Genomic DNA, 19,737 nt, shown 5'->3' on the forward strand with positions numbered 1-19,737 from the left:
GGCCGCTCGTAGCATCCGATGCAACCCGATACCCCCGCAAAGGAGCGGCCACCATGACTTCCACGCACAGCAGAGCGCGGCGCGCCGGCTTCGCCGCGTTCGTCGGCACCACGATCGAGTGGTACGACTTCTACGTCTACGCGACCGCCGCCGCCCTCGTCTTCGGACCGCTGTTCTTCCCGAGCGACGACCCGCTCGCCGAGACAGCGGCCGCCTTCGCGACGTTCGCCGTCGCCTTCCTCGTCCGTCCGCTGGGCGGCATCGTCTTCGGCCACATCGGAGACAAGCTGGGCCGCCGTGTCTCCCTCGTGATCACCCTCCTCCTCATGGGCGTCGCGACCGTGCTCGTCGGCTGCCTGCCGACGTACGCCGACATCGGCATCGCCGCGCCGATCCTCCTCATCGCCCTGCGCGCGCTGCAGGGGCTGGCCGTCGGCGGCGAGTGGGGCGGCGCCGTCCTGATGAGCGTCGAGCACGCGCCCGAGAAGTCGAAGACCTTCTACGGGGGCTTCACGCAGCTCGGCAACCCCGCCGGCGCGCTGCTCGCGTCCGGCGTCTTCGCGATCATGTCGCGCGGCGGCGAGACCTTCATCATCGACGGCGGATGGCGCATCCCGTTCATCGCGTCGATCGTGCTCATCGGGGTGGGGCTGTGGGTCCGCTACCGCGTCGAGGAGTCGCCGGTCTTCGCCTCGAAGGTCGAGGGGCGCAAGCAGTCCATGCCGCTCGCGTTCGCGCTGCGTGCCAACTGGCTGCCGATCCTCCTCGGCATCGGCCTGCTGCCGATCTCGACCGGCGGCTACTACCTCGCGACGACGTTCGCCACGGCATACGCGACCGGCGAGACGGTCGCGCTCAGCGAGCAGCTGATCCTCGACGCGATGACCGTGGCGTCGTTCGTCGAGTTCCTCGTGACGCTCCCCATCGCGTGGCTGGGCGACCGCTGGGGGCGCAAGAACATCATGTACATCGGCCTGGTCACCTCCGTGCTCACGTTCGCGCCCTTCCTGCTCGTCATGCCGGGGCGGATCGAGCCGGCCGTCTTCCTCCTGGCCTCGCTCGTGCGCGTCGCCATGAGCGCGACGTACGCTCCGATCGCCGCGATCCTCGCGCAGATGTTCCGCCCTCAGGCGCGCTACACGTCGATCGCGCTCGCCTATGGCGTGGGCGCGGCGGTCTGGGCAGGGTTCTCGCCCTGGTTCGCGACGCAGCTCATCGCGTGGACCGGCAGCGTCTGGTCGGTGATCGCGATGTTCACCGGGATGGCCGTGCTCGCGGGCATCTGCACGCGGCTCGCTCCCCAGCACTCCGACGAGGCGCCCGTCACGGCGTCCTTCACGCCCCGCACCGACACGAGGACGAACCGACTCCCATGAGGAAGCTGACCCCCTTCGACCGACCCGCTCAGACCGCGCCGCGGATGATCGTCGCGCGTGCGATCCACACTGTCGACGGCCGCGACACGACCGCGACGGCGATGCTCATCGATCGCGGCCGGATCCTCGCCGTCGGCGACCGCGAGACATGCGCTGCGGCCGCGCACGCGCTCGGCCTCGATCCGGAGACCGCCGACCTCGGCGACGGCGTCGTCGTGCCGGGCTTCGTCGACGCGCACGCGCATCCGCTCATGTACGGGCAGATGATGACGTGGGTGGACTGCGGGCCCGAGAAGGCGGGCAGCATCCCCGAGATCGTCGCGCTGCTCCGCGCCGCGGCGGAGGGCCTCCCCGAGGGGCGTCCCGTCCGCGGCTACGGGTACGAGCACCGCAACCTCGCCGAGCGCCGTCACCCGACCCGCTTCGAGCTCGACGAGGTGTCGACCGAGCGCGAGGTCTACCTCATGAACGCCTCGGGCCACGGCGGCGTCGTCAACAGCGTGACGCTCGAGCGCGCGGGCGTCGACCGCGGCACGCCCGACCCCGAGGGCGGCGTGTTCTTCCGCGACGCAGACGGCGAGCTCACGGGCGAGCTGTCCGACGCGGCCTGCAACATCCTCACGGGGGTGCACGGCGTGAAGATCGGCCATCACGGACCGAACTTCCACCTCGCCGACGAGCCGGAGGAGCACCTGCGCCAGCTCGATGTCGCGACCCGCCGGTTCCTCGACGGCGGTGTGACCGCGATCGGCGACGCCCAGGTCTCGCGTCGCGAGTTCGACATGTACCTGCGCCTCGCCGAGGCCGGGCGGCTCGAGCTGCGCGTGTCGATGTACCTGCTCTCGCACCTCCTCGACGAGGCACTCGAGATGGGGCTCGTCGGCGCGTTCGGCAACGCGCACCTGAGCTTCGCCGGCATCAAGCTCTACGCCGACGGCACGCTCGGCGGATGGACGGCGTACTTCCCCGACGGGTACGTGGGCGACCCGTGCCGCACGGGCCAGTTCTACCACGAGCCCGCCGAGTACGCAGAGCTCATCCGCCGCGCACATGCCGCGGGCCTGCAGACCGCCACGCATGCGCAGTCGCCGACCGCGATCGAGATGGTCGTGTCGGCGATCGAGGCGGCGCTCGCCGAGCGCCCCGATCCCGACGCCCGCCATCGGATCGAGCACTGCGGCCTGCCGACGGCCGACCAGATCCGCCGGATGGCTGCAGCGGGCATCCGGCCGGTGAACCAGACGCAGCACTACTACAACTGGGGCGAGGGCGTCGAGGAGGCCATCGGAACCCCGGGGGAGCGGTTCAACCCGCTGGGCGAGTTCGAGGCCGCCGGCGTGCCGATCACGATCTCGTCGGATGCGCCGGTCGCCGAGCCCATCCCGCTCGAGGCGATCCAGACGGCCGTGACGCGGGTGACGCGACGCGGGCGCCGTCTCGGCCCCGACGACCTGCGCGTGTCCGCGCGCGCGGCGCTGCGCGCCCACACCTACGAAGGCGCGGTGTCGCTCGGGCGGGAGGACGATCTCGGCTCGCTCGAAGTCGGGAAGTGCGCGGACTTCGCCGTGCTGAGCGACGACCCGCTCGCGGTCGAGCCCGAGCGCATCGCCGCCATCCGGGTCAGGGAGACATGGATCGGCGGCGAGCGCCGTCACCGCGCGGAGGTCGGCTCGTGACCGGGGCGCGCGACGCGGACACCGCGGGGCGTGCGGTGCTCGAGACGATCCGCGCCTACGGCGTCACGGCCGTCTTCGGCATCCCCGGCACGCACAACCTCGAGCTCTACCGCCCGCTGGCCGATCTCGGCATCCGCGTCGTCACGAATCGCCATGAGCAGGGCTCGGGCTACGGGGCGGACGGCTGGGCGCAGCTGACGGGGATGCCGGGCGTCGTCATCACGACCTCGGGGCCCGGTCTGCAGAACGCCATGAGCGCGATCGGCACGGCGTTCTGCGAGTCCCGCCCGCTGCTCGTGCTGTCGCCCGGGGTCGCGCGCGGAGACGAGTTCCGAGACGTCGGCACGCTCCACGAGACCAAGGATGCGAGCGCCATGGTCGGTGCGATCGCGGAGTGGTCGCGCCGCGTCGAGAGCGCGGCTGAGGCCGTGGACGCCGTGCACGACGCCTTCGCGCTCTTCCGCACGGGGCGGCCGCGCCCCGTGCACATCGAGATCCCGCTCGACGTGCTCGAGGCGCCGGCCGAGGTGCCGGTCGCCGCACGGGCGCCGCGCGAGCTCCGCCCRGCGGCACGGCCGGACGCGACCGCCGTCGCCCGTGCTGTCGCGCTTCTCGAGGGCGCCCGGCGCCCCGTGATCGTCGCCGGCGGGGGCGCCACGCGCGCCGCGACGCAGGTGACGGCGCTCGCCGAGCGCCTCGGCGCTCCGGTGCTGACGACCCTCAACGGCAAGGGGACGGTCGACGAGCACCACCCCCTGTCGCTCGGCTCGAACCTGCGACTCGCGTCGGCGCGCGGGGTCGCGGAGGACGCAGACGTGCTCGTCGTGCTCGGCTCGAAGCTCGGCGAGGCCGAGCTGTGGGCTCCCGCACTCGCCGCACGCGGCCGGGTCATCCGCATCGACATCTCGGCCGCGCAGGTGCACAAGAACCTCGAGGCGACGGTCGGGATCGTGGGCGACTGCCGGGCCGTCCTCGACGCGCTGCTCGCCGAGCTCGCGATCCGGACGCGCCCCGCGCCGGACCTCGCCGACGCGCGCGCGGCCATCCTCGCGGAGACACGTGAGGCCCTCCCGGAGACCGTCGCGCTCGCCGAGGCCATCGCGCGAGCCCTGCCCCACGACGCGGTCGTCGCAGGCGACTCGTCGCAGATCGTCTACATGGCGCTCGCGAACGTGCTCCGCCAGGCGCGCCCGCATTCGCTGCTCTACACGCCGACCTACGCGACGCTCGGATACGGACTACCCGCCGCGATCGGCGCCCGGGTCGCCCAGACCGAGCGGCCCGTCGTCGCCGTCCTGGGCGACGGCGCGCTCATGTTCTGCGTCAACGAGCTCATGACCGCGGTCGAGCAGCGGCTCGACCTCGTCGTCGTGTGCGTCGACAACGGCGGCTACGCGGAGATCCGGCAGAACGAGATCGACCGGGGCATCGCGCCGATCGGCGTCGATCTCGTCCAGCCGGACTGGGCTGCGCTCGCGGATGCCTTCGGCGCGCGGGGCGTGCGCGTCGAGCGACGGGGCGACATCGGCACCGCGATCGGCGAGGCGGTCGAGGCCGGAGGCGTCCGGCTCGTCCACATCCCGCAGGGTGCAATCGCGGACGGATGAGTCCTCAGCGCGCTCGGTCGTAGACGAGCGCGAGCTCCCCGCGGTCGCCGGCCTCGTGCAGCACCAGGCGCCAGGACGACGACGGGAGCCCGTCCTCGAGCAGCCGCTCGCCGCCGCCGGAGATCTCGGGGCAGACGATGAGGTAGAGCCGGTCGATGAGGTCCGCGGCGAGGAGCGGGCGGATGAGGCTCGGGCTGGTGTTGACGAGGATGTCGCCCTCGCCGGACGCGCGCAGCTGCGTCACGACGTCGGCGACGGGGGCCGAGACGATGCGCGTGCGCTCCCAGGGCGCCTCCGAGAGGGAGGACGAGAGGACCACCTTCTCGACATCGCGGAGCCAGGCGGCGTAGCCGCGGTCGCGCGGGTCTGCGGAGGGGTCGTCGGCGACGGAAGGCCAGAAGCCGAGGAACCCCTGCGCGTTGCCGCGTCCGAGCACGGCCGTCGTCGCGTTCTCGTGCATGCGGTGCATCTGGTCGCGTGCGACATCGGTCACCGCGTACGGGACGATCGCCGCGAGGTCGCCGGGCCCGCCGGGGCCGTTGAAGCGTCCATCGAGGGTGAGGGTGAGGTTCGCCGTGACCCTGCGAGGTGCGTGAGCGTTCATGAGAGGGGTTCCTTCCGATCAGGCCGCGGATCCGCGGCGACGCGTGCGACGAGGTTGTCGAGCACCTGGTTCCAGCCGGTCTCGATGCCGGCGATGAAGGGAGAGGAGGCGACGGCGGTGGCGTCGAGGTGCAGCTCCGCCACGAGACGGGTTCCCCGGGGAGCCTCGTCGAGCGAGACCGCGTAGTGGGCCGTGAAAGCCACACCGCCCTCGCTGTCGCGCACCGACAGGTCGAACTCGAGGCGCTCCGGAGCCTCGGCGACCCGGACCCGCCCGTCCGACCGGTAGTGAGCGCCGTCCGGATCGCGGTAGGCGAGCACGACCGCCCCCTCCGGGTGCGGTGCGATCGTGCTCTCGACGACCTCGAAAGACGGCGGCGCCCACCACGTGGCGAGGAGTGCGGCGTCGGTCCAGTGACGCCACACCGTCTCGCGCGGGGCGGCGAGGTGGCGCTCGAAGGCGAACGAGCGGCCATCCGCCCATCCAGGGGAGTCCGCGGCGGCACGCTCCGCGCTGATGGCGGCGCGATAGCGATCGAGCACCTCGCGCTCGTCGGCGTGCGCATCGGCCTGCTGCAGGAGGTTCGCGAGGCGGTTCGCCGCAGCCCGGAGGGGCGACGTCTCGAGCGCGTACACCCTCCGCTGGCCGAGGGGATGCACGCTGACGACGCCCGCGCGCGCGAGCGTCTGCAGGTGCTTGGTGGTCTGCGGCTGGCGCAGGCCGAGGAGCTCCGCCAGCTCGCCCACGGCTCGGGGGCGGAGGGCGAGCAGCTCGATCATCCGCCATCGGGCGGGATCGGCGAGAGCGGCGAGCAGCGGGTCCATGACTGAAGTATTCACTGCGACGAATATTCATGTCAAGGAAAATCTTCGGCACGGTGTACCGTCGGCGCATGCGCGATCTCAGCCATCCCATCCGCACCGGCATGACCGTGTATCCCGGCGACCCCGCGGTGCGCATCGAGCCGGCTCTCGAGATCGCGCGCGACGGCGTCGAGGTCGCCGCCCTGCACCTCGGCTCGCACACGGGAACGCACCTCGACGCGCCGTCCCACGTCCTCGCGGGCGGGCGCACGACCGGCGCGATCCCGCTCGACGAGCTCGTAGGCGAGGCAATCGTCCTGCACCTCGGCGAGGTCGCCGCCGGCGCGGTCATCACGCTCGACGACCTGCGTCGGGCGTCGGCCGACCTCGAAGCCGATCTGCGGCCGATCGTCGTGCTGGACACCGGATGGGCGGAGCGCTTCGGGTCGGCGGACGCGACCGCGCATCCGCACCTCGACCCGGCGGCGGCCGCCTGGCTCGTCGCGCACGGCATGCGCGTGCTCGCGGTCGACCTGCTGAGCCCCGACCCGACGGGCGGGGAGGGCTTCCCCGTGCACGAGATCGTGCTCGGCGCCGACGCGCTCATCGTCGAGAACCTGCGCGGCCTGGCGGGCCTCGAGCGGCATCCGCGGATCGGCGTCTTCCCCCTCGCGATCGATGCCGATGGAGCGCCGGCGCGCGTCGTCGCCCTCTGATCTCCCCGCGGTTCCAGTGTACGGCCGGGGTGGGGGCTTGCCGCAAGGCCCCCGGTACGGGGCAGAATCGTCTCCTTCCCTCCGGCCGGCACCCGCGCGCAGCGGGTGTCCGCCGTGCCGTCGCGATTGTCGGAGCCGCCCGCATGACCACCGCCCTCAGCCCGTTCGCCCTTCCCGACAGCCGCGCCGCCAAGGCCGACGCCGCGCTCATCGCACGCGACGAGGCGCAGTTCGCCGCGATCGCCGCGAGCCTCGCTCGCCAGATCGCCGACGCATCCGACCGCCTCGAGGCGCAGCGCCGCGCGCCGGCCGGCCAGGGGCAGAAGGCCCTCGACCGCGACCTCGAGATCCACCGCCTGACGGCCCGCCTGCGCCTGCTGCGGCGCTTCGGCCTCGATCTCTGCCTCGGCCGCATGGTGCCCGCCGAGGGCGGCGACCCCGTCTACATCGGCCGCATCGGCCTCTCCGATGCCGATGGCGAGCCGCTCCTCGTCGACTGGAGGGCGCGCGCGGCCGAGCCCTTCTTCGGCGCGACGCACGCCGATCCGATGGGGCTGAGCAGCCGACGGCGCTACCGGTGGAGCGGCGGCCGCATCGTGGACTACTGGGACGAGGTGTTCACGGCCGACGCCCTCGAGAGCGGCGCGGCGCTCGACGACCAGTCCGCCTTCATCGCGAGTCTCGGCGCGAGCCGCTCTCCGCACATGCGCGATGTGCTCGCGACCATCCAGGCCGATCAGGACGCGATCATCCGCGCGCCCTCGGCCGGCGCGCTCGTCGTCGACGGCGGCCCGGGAACGGGCAAGACGGTCGTCGCGCTCCATCGCGCGGCGTACCTGCTGCACGCCGAGCCGCGGATGGCACGCGGTGGCGGCGGCGTGCTCGTCGTCGGGCCGTCGCGCGCGTATCTCGACTACGTGTCGGATGTGCTGCCGAGTCTCGGAGAGGAGGGCGTGCGCGTGTGCACGGTCGACGACCTCGTCGTCGAGGGCGCCATCGCCCGCGCGGAACCCGACCCTCGGGTCGCGTCTCTCAAGGCGGACGGGCGGATGGTGCAGGCGATCGAGCCGGCCGTGCGCCTCTACGAGGAGCCGCCCGTCGACGAGGTGCTCGTCGAGACGCCATGGACGGACGTCGTCGTGACGGCGGATGACTGGGCCGACGCGTTCGCGTCTCCCGAGCCGGGGACGCCGCACAACGAGGCGCGCGACCAGGTCTGGGAGACGCTGCTCGAGCTCATCGCCGACCGGCACGACGACGAGGAGGCGCCGGCGGACCTCCTGCGCCGCGCGCTCGCGCAGGACAGGGACCTCGCGACGGCCTTCACGCGCGCGTGGCCGCGGCTCGAGGCAGCGGATCTCGTGAGCGACCTGTGGACCGTGCCGGCGTACCTGCGGCGCTGCGCGCCGTGGCTCGCGGACGACGAGGTGCGGCTGCTGACGCGGGCGGATGGCGCGGCGTGGACGAGCGCGGATCTCCCGCTTCTCGATGCAGCCCGGATGCGACTGGGCGATCCCGGGACGGCGCGCCGCGCGCGGGAGCGCGAGGCGGCGCTGTCCGCGCAGCGGGCCTACCGGGAGGACATCGCCGACTATCTCATCGCGAACGACGACAGCGAGATGGGCGTCGCGATGATCCTGCGCGGGGACGACGCGCGGGAGAGCCTCGTCGACGAGGCGGGCGTTCCGGCGCCCGAGCCCGACGCGCTGATCGGGCCCTTCGCCCACATCGTCGTCGACGAGGCGCAGGAGCTCACCGACGCGCAGTGGCAGATGCTGCTGCGCCGCTGTCCCTCCCGCAGCCTGACGGTCGTCGGCGACCGAGCGCAGGCACGGCACGGCTTCCTCGGCTCGTGGGAGGAGCGGCTCGCGCGCGCGGGTCTGCGCGACGTGCGCGTCGCCTCGCTCACGGTCAACTACCGGACGCCGTCGGAGATCATGGCGGTCGCCGAGCCGGTCATCCGCGCCGCCCTGCCCGACGCGAACGTCCCGGTGTCCGTACGCAGCTCGGGCATCCCCGTGCGGAGGGCGCGGGCGGGTGAGCGCGACGCGATTCTCGAGCGGTGGCTCGCCGAGCACGTCGAGGGCACGGCATGCGTGATCGGTGACCCGGACTTCCGCCCGCACGGGCGCGTCCGCTCGGCGACGCCGGAGGACGCGAAGGGGCTCGAGTTCGACCTCGTGCTCCTCGCCGGCGCAGACGCGCCGGGCGGCGGGATCGAGGCCGCGGTCGACCGCTACGTCGCGATGACGCGTGCGACGCGCGAGCTCGTCCTCCTCGATGCGGAGCCGGGGGAGACGGATGTCCGACGACCTCGCTAGCGTGTGGGTCATGTCCGCTCTCGATGCGCTCCGCGGCCGCCTCTCCGGCTCCCTCCGCCTGCCCGACGACGCCGCCTTCGACGAGGCGCGCCGACCGTGGAATCTCTCCGTCGAGCAGCGGCCCGCGGCGGTCGCTGAGCCGGCCGGTGTCGACGACCTCGTCGCCCTCGTCGCCTTCGCGCGCGAGGAGGGCGTCGTGCTCGCCGTCCAGCCGTGCGGGCACGGCGCGGCCTCGGATCTCGAGGGCGCCGTGCTCGTTCGACCCCGCGCCTTCGATGCGCTCGAGATCGACCAGGAGGCCCGCATCGCGCGCATCGGCGCCGGCGTCGCCTGGGGCGCGGTCATCGACGCCCTCGACGGCACGGGACTGGTCGCGCCCGCCGGCACGAGCCGCGTCGTGAGCGCGACGGGCTACACCCTCGGCGGGGGACACTCGTGGTTCAGCCGATCGGCGGGCCTCGGGTCCGACGCGCTGCGCGCGGCCTGGATCGTCCGACCCGACGGGACGCACGAGCGTGTGGATGACGCGAGCGACCCCGAGACCATGTGGGCGCTGCGCGGCGCGGGCGGCATCGCGGGGATCGTGACCGAGATCGAGATCGACCTCGTCGCGGCCCCCGTGCTCGTGGGCGGCAGCATCGTCTTCGACTCGGCGCACTCGGCCGACGCGCTGCGAGCCGTGCGCGACCTCGCCGCGGTCGCCCCGCCGTCGCTCAATCTCTTCGCGACGTCGATGCGCATGCCCGACGTCCCTCAGCTGCCCGAGGCGATCAGGGCGCGCAGCTTCCTCACGGTCGATGTCCTCGCGATCGACGAGGCCGCGGCGGAGTTCCTCGAGCCGATCCGCGCGGCGGCCCCCGTCGAGCGCGAGGACTTCGGTCACACGACACCGGCGCTCATGGCCTCCCGATCGGCGGAGCCCACCGATCCCACGCCCACACGCGGTGTGTCCTCGGCACTGCGGTCTCTCGACGACGCCCTGCTCGACGACCTCCTCACGTTCCGCGCGCTTCCCGAGCAGGCGCCCCTCGTCGGACTCGGGCTCCGCATGCTCGGCGGCGCACTCGACTCGCCACGGCGCGAGGGGTTCGCGTCGCTGTCCGACGCCGCGTGGCTCGTGCACGGGCTCGCCCCGGTCGCGCCCGGTGCGCCGCGCGAGCCGGGTGACGCGAGCCTCGCTGGCCTGCGCGAGATCCTCGGTCGCGCGGACGAGGCGCCGCTCGTGCCGACGTTCCTCGCGCCCGAGGAGACGCTCGAGCGCGCGGGGACCCGCGCCGATCTCGATCGACTCCGCGCCATCCGCCAGCTGGTCGATCCCGACGCCGTCCTGCACGAGGGGCGCCTGCCGCGATGACGGCGGCCGGGCGGACCAAGGAGCGCGCCGGATGACGACGCGCCTGGTTCTGCTCGCCGACACCCATGTGCCTGCGCGCGCCCGGCGGCTGCCGGATGACGTGTGGCGCGCGATCGACGCCGCCGACGTGGTCGTGCACGCGGGCGACTGGGTCGACGTCGAGACGCTCGACGCTCTCGAGATGCGCTCCCGGCGCCTCATCGGCGTGCACGGCAACAACGACGGGCCCGCGCTGCGTGCGCGTCTGCCCGAGCTCGCACGGGTGCGCATCGAGGGCATCGACCTCGCCGTGATCCACGAGACAGGGGCGGCCCGAGGTCGCGAGGAGCGTGTCGACGGTCTGCTGGCCGAGGAGCGGCCCGACGTGCTCGTCTTCGGGCACAGCCACATCCCCTGGGACTCGACGACGCCCGCGGGCACCCGGCTGCTGAACCCGGGCTCGCCCACCGACCGTCGACGCCAGCCCGCGTGCACGCTCATGACGTGTGCCATCGACGGCGACGTGCTCCGCGACGTCGCGCTCGTGCCGGTCGTCCGCAGCTGACGACGCCGAACGGCCCGGCCGCGCGAACGCAGCCGGGCCGTCGGGGATCTCGCGTCAGCTCGAGCGGTGCGCGCGGTAGTACGCGAGCAGCGCCTTCGTCGACGGGTCCTGCGCCTCGAGCGCGGCCTCGTCGCCCTCGATGGCGGGCGCGATCTGGAGGGCGAGCTGCTTGCCGAGCTCGACGCCCCACTGGTCGAAGGAGTTGATGCCCCACACGACGCCCTGCGTGAACACGATGTGCTCGTACAGCGCGATCAGCTGGCCGAGCACCGCCGGCGTGAGCGCGGGAGCGAAGATCGACGTCGTCGGGCGGTTGCCCGCGAACGTGCGCGCCGCGACGAGCGGACCCGTCGTGCCCTCGGCCTCCACCTCATCCGCGGTCTTGCCGAACGCGAGCGCCTTCGTCTGCGCGAGGAAGTTCGCGAGGAACAGCCCGTGCACGTCCCGGCCGCCGTCCTGGAGGGGGTATGCGGGGTTCGCGAACGCGATGAAGTCGGCGGGGATGAGCCGCGTGCCCTGGTGGATCAGCTGGTAGAACGCATGCTGGCCGTTCGTGCCCGGCTCGCCCCAGAACACCTCGCCCGTGTCGGTCGTCACCGGCGTGCCGTCCCAGCGCACCGACTTGCCGTTGGACTCCATGGTGAGCTGCTGGAGGTAGGCCGCGAAGCGGTGCAGCTGCTGCGCGTAGGGGAGCACCGCGTGCGACTGGGCGCCGAGGAAGTTCGTGTACCAGACGTTGAGGAGCCCCATGAGCACGGGCACGTTGCGCGCGAGCGGCGTCGTGCGCACGTGCTCGTCCACCGCGTGGAATCCCTCGAGCAGCTCGCGGAAGACCGCCGGTCCGAGCACGATCGCGAGCGACGTGCCGATCGCCGAGTCCACCGAGTAGCGGCCGCCGACCCAGTCCCAGAACCCGAAGGCGTTCTCGGGGTCGATGCCGAAGTCGGCGACCTTGTCGAGAGCCGTCGACACGGCGACGAAGTGGTGCGCGACGGCGTCGGTGCGCGCCGCGTCGTCGTCAGCGATCGCGCCCTTGCCGGCGAGCTGCGACCACAGCCAGTCGCGTGCGAGGCGCGCGTTCGTGAGCGTCTCGAGCGTCGTGAACGTCTTCGACGCGACGATGAAAAGGGTCGTCTCGGCATCGAGGTCGGCGACCTTCTGCGCGAGGTCCGTGGGGTCGATGTTCGAGATGAAGCGCGCCTCGATGCCCGCGTCCGCGTAGGGCTTGAGCGCCTCGTACACCATCACCGGCCCGAGGTCGGATCCGCCGATGCCGATGTTCACGACGTGCGTCACGCGCTTGCCGGTGACGCCCCGCCAGTCGCCGCCGCGCACGCGCTCCGCGAAGGCGGAGACCTTGGCCAGCACGGCGTGCACGTCGGCGTCGACATCCTGCCCGTCGACCGTGAGCGCGGGCGTCGCGCCGGCCGGGCGACGCAGCGCCGTGTGCAGGACCGCGCGGTCCTCGGTCGTGTTGATGTGCGTGCCCTCGAGCATCGCCGCGAAGCGCTCGGCGACGCCGGTCTGCTCGGCGAGTCGCACGAGCGAGGCGAGGATGTCGTCGGTCACGAGGTTCTTCGAGAGGTCCACGTGGAGGTCGGCGAGCGGAAGGCTGAGACGCTCGGCCCGATCGGGGTCGGCGGCGAACCAGCCGCGCAGGTCGGGGGAGAAGCTCGCGCGGTGCGCCTCGAGCTCCGCCCAGGCCGAGGTGGACGTGGGGTCGACGGGAGCGGTCATGCTGCAACCGTACCGAGTGCCGCCCTCACGCGCCCACCGGGCGTCATGTGAGGGCAGGCTCCGCGTGTCAAGCCCGTGCCGCGGTCAGGGGCTGCGTCTAGCGTGAGCACCAGGCACCGAGAGCCGGAGGCGACCATGTCGATCAACGTCCGCGAGATCCGCTGCACCCCCGAGGAGATCTTCCGCGTCCTCGGCGACGGATGGCTCTACCCGGTCTGGGTCGTGGGGGCGTCGCGCATGCGCAAGGTCGACGACGACTGGCCGCGCCCCGGCGCCGAGCTCCACCACTCGGTGGGCAGCTGGCCGCTGCTCCTCGACGACACGACCGAGTGCGTCGAATGGGATCCGCCGCGCCGGATGGTGCTGCAGGCGCGCGGATGGCCGATCGGCGAGGCGCGCGTGACGATCGAGGTCAAGCCGCGCGGCGCCGGATCGCTCGTGAGGATCTCGGAGGCGGCCGTCGAGGGTCCCGGGTCGCTCGTTCCCCGGTTCCTCGTCGATCCGCCGCTGCATGCGCGCAACGCCGAGACGCTGCGGCGTCTGGCGTTCCTCGCCGAGGGACACGCGGCCCGCGACCGCGCGGCGGGCTCCTGAGCGTCAGTCCGTCGGCTCGCCCGATGCGACGCGCTCTCGCGGCATCGCGATCGCGGCCACGAGCATGAGCGCCGCCGTGACGGCGACGCCGACGAAGACCCAGGTGGAGGCCGCGACGATCGTGTCGTAGTCGTGCTCGCCCTCGCCTGCGGCGATGATGCCGTTCGCGACGGCGCCGAAGATCGCGACGCCGACGGCGGATCCCACCGAGCGGGAGAAGGCGTTGAGTCCCGTGACGACGCCGCGCTCGCCCCACCCGACCGACGCCTGCGCGGCGATCACGGTCGGCGCGGCCGTCCAGCCGAGGCCGAAGCCGACGACGAACGCGGTGAGGGCGACGAGGAACGGGTTGGGCCAGGGCGCGACGGCCACGAGCCCGGCAGCACCCGCGAGCGAGATCGCCGCGCCGATCACGGTCGTCGTGCGGAAGCCCCAGCGCAGGTACAGGCGCCCCGAGTTCGACGCCGCGAGCGGCCATCCGAGCGTGAGCGCGGCCACCGCGAGCCCCGAGAGGAGCGGCACGGTGCCGATCGAGTTCTCGAGGTAGGTGGGCGCGAAGCTCGTGATGCCCGTCAGCAGCGCGCCGACCGCCAGCGCCACGAGGGTGGTCGTGAGGATGAGCCGGCGCCCGAGCAGCGACAGGTCGATGATCGGCTCGGCTGCGCGCCGCTCGACGATGGCGAACGCGACGAGCGCGGCCCCGGCGATCGAGAAGGCCGCGATGCTCTGCGGAGCCGTCCATGCCCAGGCGCTGCCGCCCTCGAGCACCGCGAGGATGAGCGCCGACATCCCGATGGTGAGGAGCACGGCTCCCGCGTAGTCGATGCGGTGGCGGCGCCGCTCGACCTGCTCGTGATATGCGCGCACGAGCATCCAGCCCGCGGCGATGCAGAGCGGGATGTTGATGAGGAAGATGCCGCGCCACGACGCGAACTGCGAGAAGAGCCCGCCGAGCGCGGGGCCGAGCACCGACGAGACCGCCCAGACGCTCGCGATGTAGCCCTGCACCTTCGCGCGCTCCTCGACCGTGTAGATGTCGCCGACGATGGTCATCGCCATGGGCGTCGCCGCGCCCGCGCCGAGACCCTGGACGAGGCGGAAGAGGATGAGCGACGTCATGCTCCAGGCCACGCCGCACAGAAGGGAGCCGAGGAGGAACAGCCCGATGCCGACGAGGATGATCGGCTTGCGCCCGATCGTGTCCGAGAGCTTCGAGTAGATCGGGACGCTCACGGCCTGCGCGAGCAGGTAGACCGAGAACAGCCAGGGGAACTGATCGAACTGCCCGAGATCGGCCACGACGCTCGGGACGGCCGTCGCGAGGATGGTCGCGTCGATCGCGATGAGCCCGGTCGCCAGCATGAGAGCCCCGAGCACAGGCCCGCGCTCGGATCGAAGGCCGACGGTCCTGCTGCGACTGCTCGTGGTGCTCACCTCACAACCAAGTCGCGGGGCGCCCCGGGCATTCCCGTTCAGGCGAGACGACGGACGAGGGTCCAGACGTTCCCGTGGTCGACACGGTGATCGAGCACGTCGAGCGCGTCTCGGGCGAGCGCGAGACCGCGCCCCGATTCCGCTTCCGGGTCGGGCATCGACGCGTCCGCCCACGCGATGTCGACCGGCCACGCGGTGTCGCGGATGATCGCCGTGAGCGCGGTCCGCCCCACCTCCAGGTCGGCCGTGACACGGACCTCCGTGTCGTCGGGGGAGTGCGTCACGACGTTGGTCGCGATCTCGGACACCGCGAGCCCGAAGAGCACCCGGTCCGCGTCGGCGACGACGGCCCGGGACCAGATGCTCTCCAGCGCGTCCAGCACGGCGTCGACGAAGGCGATCTCCGCGCGTCCCTCGACACGTGCACGCAGGACGGGCTCGTCACCGTCCATCGAACGCGGTCTCCGGCGACGCGTGCTCGCGCAGCACGCGATCGAGGTTCGTCAGGCGCATCACCGTCCGCACGGCATCCGGGACGGCGGCGATGCGCAGGTCCCCGCCAGCCACGCGCGCGGCCTTGAGGCCGCCGATGAGGGCGCCGAGGCCCGACGAGTCCACGAACTCGGTGCCGCCGAGGTCCACGACGATCCGCGTGCGGCCGGCCTCGACGAGATCCTTCACCGCGTCGCGCAGGCGCGGTGCGCCCGAGGCGGTCAGGCGTCCGTCGATCGTGATGACGGAGAACCCGTCGCGGTGAGTGCTCGTGAGGTTCATGCGGTTGCCTCTCTGTCGGCGGCCGCCGGCCCTCGATAGAGGGCGGCCTGGATGATCACGCTGAGGACGACGATGTCGTAGGCGACCCAGAGGGTGTTCACGAGGGTCCCCGTGCCGTCCGCCGTTCCGACCGCGACGCGGACGACGCCGATCGCGAGCGACGCGACGAGCACCGCCATCGCGGTGAGCTGCGGCCAGATCTCGCGCCAGGGCACTCCTCCGGGTGCTCGCCCGTCCTTCCTGGTCACCGCGAAGCCGAGGGGGCGGCCCAGCACCACATTGGCGAAGGCCGTCCAGCACGCCCGGATCCAGACCGGGAAGAGCGCGAGCGAGTACTGCTGCCCGCGCCACGTGCGCACGCCCTTGGCGACGACGAGGAAGAGCAGCTGGTTCACCGCGAAGGCGGGGAGGAAGCGCGCGAAGAAGTCCACGGACCACGCTGTGACCGGCATGACGCCGAAGACGAGGTAGAACACGGGAGCGGCGAGGTACACGATCGCGGCGAAGCCCGACAGGTACGTCCACATCGTCGCGAAGTACATGAGCCGCTGGCCGGCGGAGAGCCCGCGCTTCACGAGCGGGTTGTCGCGCAGCATGACCTGCAGCGTGCCCTGCGCCCACCGCAGGCGCTGCGTGAGCATCGTGCGGAGATCCTCCGGGGCGAGTCCGCGGGCGAGGATCTCGTGGTGGTAGACGCTGCGCCACCCGAGGGCGTGCAGCTGCATCGCGGTGGCCATGTCCTCGGTGACCGAGATCGTCGCGAGCGGCAGGAGCGGCTGGGCCTCACCCGGCCGGTCCACGCGCAGCGCGTCGAGCAGCGATCGGACGGCCTCGATCGCGCCGAGCGGGGAGAGGTCGCGGGTCGCCAGCTCGTCGAGCGCGACCTCGTCGACGACCATGACGTCGAGCTGCGCGTCGTGCGCGATGGGCAGCTCGCCGATCTCCTCGAGGTCGGCGCGGATGGCGGCGAGGTCGTTCTCGACGAGACGCCGCCCTGCGTCGTCGACCAGCGCACGCACGCGGTACGTCGTCTCGGCCACCGGCTCGCCAGCGGCGATCTCGGAGCGCGCGGCGGCGACCTCGGCGCGCAGGGCCATCAGCTCCTCGCGGAGCGCTCCGTCGGCGCGCTTCGCCTCGCGCGCGAGCAGCGACTCCGACGCGCGGAGCGCGCGCTGCGTCGATTCGGCGAGGTCGCGCACGTAGCCGACGATGCCGAGCTGCATGAGTGCCTCGCGGCGCAGCACCGCGTTCGACCCGCAGAAGAACGCGGCGTTCCAGCCGTCCTTGCCCTGCTGGATCGGGCCGTAGAACAGCGGCGCCTGGCTCCCGAGCGGGTCGGCCTCGTCGACGTTCGAGAACCACTGCGGCGTCTGGACGAGCGCGACCTGCGGGTCGTCGGCGAAGTAGCCGAGCGTGCGGTGGAGGATCAGGGGATCCGGCACCTGGTCGGCGTCGAGGATGAGCAGGAACTCGCCGTCGGTCTGGAACAGGGCGTTGTTGAGGTTCCCCGCCTTGGCGTGGCGCGGTTTGCCGTCCCAGTCGTCCGAGCGCCGGATGTAGCCGATCCCGGCCTCGGCGGCGGCGAGCTCGAGATCCGCGCGTGCACCGTCGTCGAGGATCCAGGTCGAGTGCGGATAGGCGATCCGCTTCGCGGCCCGTGCGGTGCCCATCACGAGGTCGAGCGGCTCGTCGTACGTCGTGATGAGCACGTCGACCGTGCCCTGCGGCTCCGAGCGCGGGCCGGGGCGGTCTCGTGCGCGCCACATCGTGAGGCAGAAGAGGATCGTGTCGATGAGGCTGTACGTCTCCGCGAGCACGAGCGGCACGGCGATCCACCACGCCGACCAGTTGACGGACTCGAGCCAGCGCCAGGCGACGTAGTTCACGCCGAGGATCACCGACAGGACGGCGAGGATGCGGATCGCTGCGAAGCGCGCGCTCATCTGCGGACCATCCCGTCGTCGCTCGTGCCCATCCGCGCCATCCTATGGCCGCGGTGGATCCACGCGGTCGGCGTTGACATCCGCCCTGCCGGCCGGTACGCCGATCAGGCGCGTGGGCGCGACAGGACGGCGTTCGCGACCGCCGCGATGAGGACGAGGGCGGCCGCCGCGATCGGCAGCAGGAGCGCAGCCGACGTGCCGAACCTCTCGGACACGGACCCGGTGAGGGCCGAGGCCATCGCCTGCCCGACGACGACGGCCGAGCCGACCATCGTCATGACCGTGGCAGAGCGGCCCTCGGGGCTGCGGGCCGCGGCGAGGCTGTACTGCGTCACGAGGGTCGGCCCGATGCCGATGCCGATGACCGCGAGCGAGCACGCCATGGCCGCAGGGCTGGCGGCGAGCAGGAGCGAGAGGGAGCCCGCGAGGAGCACCGAGGCGAACGCGATCCATCGTGCGGCGAGCGAGAACCGGGCCGGAAGATATGCGATGCCGAGCGCGAACAGGGCCGAGCCGATGCCCATCACGCCGTACATGAGCCCCGCCTCGTCGGCGCGGCCCCGGTCGGCCATGAACGAGGTCAGGGAGGTGAGCATCGAGCCGAAGAAGAGGCCCACGCCGAGCGTGCCTCCCACGACCACGAGGACGCGCGGCCGGAAGAGATCGCGCACGTCGGAGGAGGGTGCCGCTCCGTCCTCGCGACCGGGCGCGACCAGGCGTCCCGTGGGATGCAGTGCGAAGGCGCCGACGAAGACCGCGGTCAGCACGGCGGCGCCGACGAGCGGCGCCCACGGCGCGATCGCCGCAGCGAGCAGGCCCACGATGAAGGGGCCGATCACGAAGACGGTCTCGTCGGCCGCGGACTCGTACGCCATCGTCGACGAGAGGGTGCGCGGTGCGCGCTCGGGGGCGACCCGGCGTCGGATCAGGGTCACGAGCCGGGCGCGCGAGAGCGGCGCGACCTGGGGAGCCGTCGCGCCGATCCCGAAGGCCGCCGCGAGCACGAGTCCGTCGGGGGTGTCGCCGTAGACGACCGCGGCGAACAGCGCGAGCGCCACCGCGTTCGCCGACGCGAGCACGAGGAGCACGCGGCGCTGCCCGAACGCATCGGCGGCGGCGCCGAGCAGCGCGCCGAAGCACGCCGTGCCGAGGCCGACGGCCGCGGACGTGAGCCCGCCGAGCGCGAGCGAGCCCCGGACGGACACGACCGCCGTGAGCACGCCGACCACCATCATGGCGAACGGCAGCCGCGCCACGAGCGCGATGAGGAAGTAGGGGAGTCCTGCGATGCGCAGCAGGCTGCGGCTCTCTCGGACGTCGCTGATCGTCATGGGCACCTCCGGTTCGCGGGGTTCGGGTGCCGCCGCTGTCCGCCGGAGTCTCCGGCGGCCGGTAGATGCACTGCTCTCGGACGACGAGCGTCCGACAGAGGAGACTCTACCGAGCCGACCTCGGCGTCAGCTGACCACGTCGTCGGAGGCGATCTCGCTCCACACCGTCATCATGTGCGACCGCGAGTGCCGTTCGGCGGCGTCCCGGTCGCCCTCGGCGATCGCGCGGGCGGTGAGCAGATGATCCTCGAGCGTGCCCTCGGCGGGGATGCCCGGAGTGAGGCCGAGCTTCGCGCGTCCGCTCAGGACCTCGTGGACGGGCGTCTCGAGCGCCGTGAGGAGCGGGTTCCCGGAGGCCGCGAGGAGCGTGCCGTGGAAGGCGAGGTCGGCCGCGAGGTACTCCTCCGAGTCGCCCTTGCCGGTCTGCCCGAGCGTGTTGAGCCGCTCGGCGAGCCGCAGGAGCTCGGCGCGCTGAGCCGAGGTCGCCCGGGCGGCGGCGAGGCGCGCGGCCATGGGCTCGACCGTGACGCGCAGCTCCATGAGGGCCTCGAGCTGCTGCTGGCGGAAGCGGCCGCGCAGGTTCCACTGGATGAGGTGCGGATCGAAGGCGTCCCACTGCTCGCGGGGGAGGACCGTGATGCCGACCTTGCGGCGGGACGCGACCATGCGGATGCTCTCGAGCACGCGCACCGCCTCGCGGACGACCGTGCGGGAGGCGCCGTAGTCGCGCTCCAGCTGGGCGAGCGTGAAGACGGCTCCCGGCTGGGGGTCGCCCGACGCGATCCGGCTCCCGAGATCGTCGAGCACATCGCCGTGGACTCCGATGGCCATGTCGCTCCCTTGCTCGCGGTTACGTAGTATCTTATCCGTTGTTTAAGTAGTACCTTTGATGCACGGCACGCGACAGTGCGCGCCCTCGATTT

Annotated in this window: 17 protein-coding genes; 8 read left to right on the forward strand and 9 right to left on the reverse strand. The window is 72.6% G+C overall.

Annotation, left to right across the window (positions count from 1 at the left end; genetic code table 11):
• The first annotated feature begins 53 nt into the window (after positions 1-53).
• From ACOWU6_RS07325 to ACOWU6_RS07335, 3 genes are read left to right on the forward strand one after another with little or no spacing between them, the layout of a single operon-like run.
• Positions 54-1,376, forward strand: coding sequence for an MFS transporter (locus ACOWU6_RS07325; protein WP_271173336.1), 1,323 nt, complete (start codon positions 54-56; stop codon positions 1,374-1,376).
• Complete coding sequence (locus tag ACOWU6_RS07330) at positions 1,373-3,052, forward strand: amidohydrolase (protein ID WP_421075259.1); 1,680 nt, start codon at positions 1,373-1,375, stop codon at positions 3,050-3,052. Before ACOWU6_RS07325 ends, ACOWU6_RS07330 begins: the two co-directional genes overlap by 4 nt.
• A complete protein-coding gene (locus ACOWU6_RS07335; RefSeq protein ID WP_421075260.1) occupies positions 3,007-4,659 on the forward strand; it encodes a thiamine pyrophosphate-binding protein in 1,653 nt (550 codons plus the stop codon). Before ACOWU6_RS07330 ends, ACOWU6_RS07335 begins: the two co-directional genes overlap by 46 nt.
• A gap of 4 nt (positions 4,660-4,663) precedes the next feature.
• On the opposite strand, the gene ACOWU6_RS07340 is transcribed toward ACOWU6_RS07335, so the two are convergent.
• Together ACOWU6_RS07340 and ACOWU6_RS07345 are read right to left on the reverse strand one after the other, a co-directional pair.
• Positions 4,664-5,263: a dihydrofolate reductase family protein gene (locus tag ACOWU6_RS07340; protein ID WP_421075261.1), complete on the reverse strand. Its 600-nt coding sequence runs from the start codon at positions 5,261-5,263 to the stop codon at positions 4,664-4,666.
• Positions 5,260-6,087 (reverse strand): metalloregulator ArsR/SmtB family transcription factor, encoded by an 828-nt coding sequence (locus ACOWU6_RS07345; RefSeq protein ID WP_421075262.1) that lies wholly within the window; start codon positions 6,085-6,087, stop codon positions 5,260-5,262. The genes ACOWU6_RS07340 and ACOWU6_RS07345 overlap by 4 nt, the downstream gene beginning before the upstream one ends.
• A 29-nt stretch (positions 6,088-6,116) precedes the next feature.
• On the opposite strand from ACOWU6_RS07345, the gene ACOWU6_RS07350 reads away from it, so the two are divergent.
• The 4 genes from ACOWU6_RS07350 (at position 6,117) to ACOWU6_RS07365 (ending at position 11,001) form a co-directional block, all read left to right on the forward strand.
• Positions 6,117-6,782 (forward strand): cyclase family protein, encoded by a 666-nt coding sequence (locus tag ACOWU6_RS07350; protein WP_421075263.1) that lies wholly within the window; start codon positions 6,117-6,119, stop codon positions 6,780-6,782.
• A 143-nt stretch (positions 6,783-6,925) separates the two neighbouring features.
• Positions 6,926-9,103: an RNA polymerase recycling motor ATPase HelR gene (gene helR, locus ACOWU6_RS07355; protein ID WP_421075264.1), complete on the forward strand. Its 2,178-nt coding sequence runs from the start codon at positions 6,926-6,928 to the stop codon at positions 9,101-9,103.
• A gap of 10 nt (positions 9,104-9,113) precedes the next feature.
• Positions 9,114-10,457: an FAD-binding oxidoreductase gene (locus ACOWU6_RS07360; RefSeq protein ID WP_421075265.1), complete on the forward strand. Its 1,344-nt coding sequence runs from the start codon at positions 9,114-9,116 to the stop codon at positions 10,455-10,457.
• A gap of 31 nt (positions 10,458-10,488) precedes the next feature.
• Positions 10,489-11,001 (forward strand): metallophosphoesterase family protein, encoded by a 513-nt coding sequence (locus ACOWU6_RS07365; protein ID WP_421075266.1) that lies wholly within the window; start codon positions 10,489-10,491, stop codon positions 10,999-11,001.
• A gap of 54 nt (positions 11,002-11,055) precedes the next feature.
• Here ACOWU6_RS07365 and pgi read toward each other — a convergent pair whose 3' ends face one another.
• Positions 11,056-12,738 (reverse strand): glucose-6-phosphate isomerase, encoded by a 1,683-nt coding sequence (gene pgi, locus ACOWU6_RS07370; RefSeq protein WP_421075267.1) that lies wholly within the window; start codon positions 12,736-12,738, stop codon positions 11,056-11,058.
• Positions 12,739-12,873: 135 nt separating this feature from the next.
• Here pgi and ACOWU6_RS07375 point away from each other — a divergent pair, with 135 nt between their 5' ends.
• Complete coding sequence (locus tag ACOWU6_RS07375) at positions 12,874-13,332, forward strand: SRPBCC family protein (RefSeq protein ID WP_421075268.1); 459 nt, start codon at positions 12,874-12,876, stop codon at positions 13,330-13,332.
• A gap of 3 nt (positions 13,333-13,335) precedes the next feature.
• On the opposite strand, the gene ACOWU6_RS07380 is transcribed toward ACOWU6_RS07375, so the two are convergent.
• The 6 genes from ACOWU6_RS07380 to ACOWU6_RS07405 form a co-directional block, all read right to left on the reverse strand.
• The gene (locus ACOWU6_RS07380; RefSeq protein WP_421075269.1) at positions 13,336-14,694 is read right to left on the reverse strand and encodes an MFS transporter; all 1,359 of its coding nucleotides are present in this window, start codon (positions 14,692-14,694) and stop codon (positions 13,336-13,338) included.
• Between the two features lie 110 nt (positions 14,695-14,804).
• A complete protein-coding gene (locus ACOWU6_RS07385) occupies positions 14,805-15,218 on the reverse strand; it encodes an ATP-binding protein (protein WP_421075270.1) in 414 nt (137 codons plus the stop codon).
• Complete coding sequence (locus tag ACOWU6_RS07390) at positions 15,208-15,540, reverse strand: STAS domain-containing protein (RefSeq protein WP_421075271.1); 333 nt, start codon at positions 15,538-15,540, stop codon at positions 15,208-15,210. Before ACOWU6_RS07390 ends, ACOWU6_RS07385 begins: the two co-directional genes overlap by 11 nt.
• Entirely contained in the window at positions 15,537-17,483 is a 1,947-nt protein-coding gene (locus ACOWU6_RS07395) for a glycosyltransferase family 2 protein (RefSeq protein ID WP_421075272.1), read from the reverse strand. The genes ACOWU6_RS07390 and ACOWU6_RS07395 overlap by 4 nt, the downstream gene beginning before the upstream one ends.
• 104 nt (positions 17,484-17,587) lie before the next feature.
• Positions 17,588-18,814 carry an MFS transporter gene (locus tag ACOWU6_RS07400; protein ID WP_421075273.1) on the reverse strand — a complete coding sequence of 409 codons (1,227 nt, stop codon included), beginning with the start codon at positions 18,812-18,814 and terminating at the stop codon, positions 17,588-17,590.
• A 126-nt stretch (positions 18,815-18,940) separates the two neighbouring features.
• Entirely contained in the window at positions 18,941-19,645 is a 705-nt protein-coding gene (locus ACOWU6_RS07405) for a FadR/GntR family transcriptional regulator (RefSeq protein WP_271173322.1), read from the reverse strand.
• Between the last annotated feature and the right edge of the window lie 92 nt (positions 19,646-19,737).

Origin of the sequence: Microbacterium sp. SA156, from assembly GCF_049065455.1 — a bacterium.
GTDB lineage: Bacteria > Actinomycetota > Actinomycetes > Actinomycetales > Microbacteriaceae > Microbacterium > Microbacterium barkeri.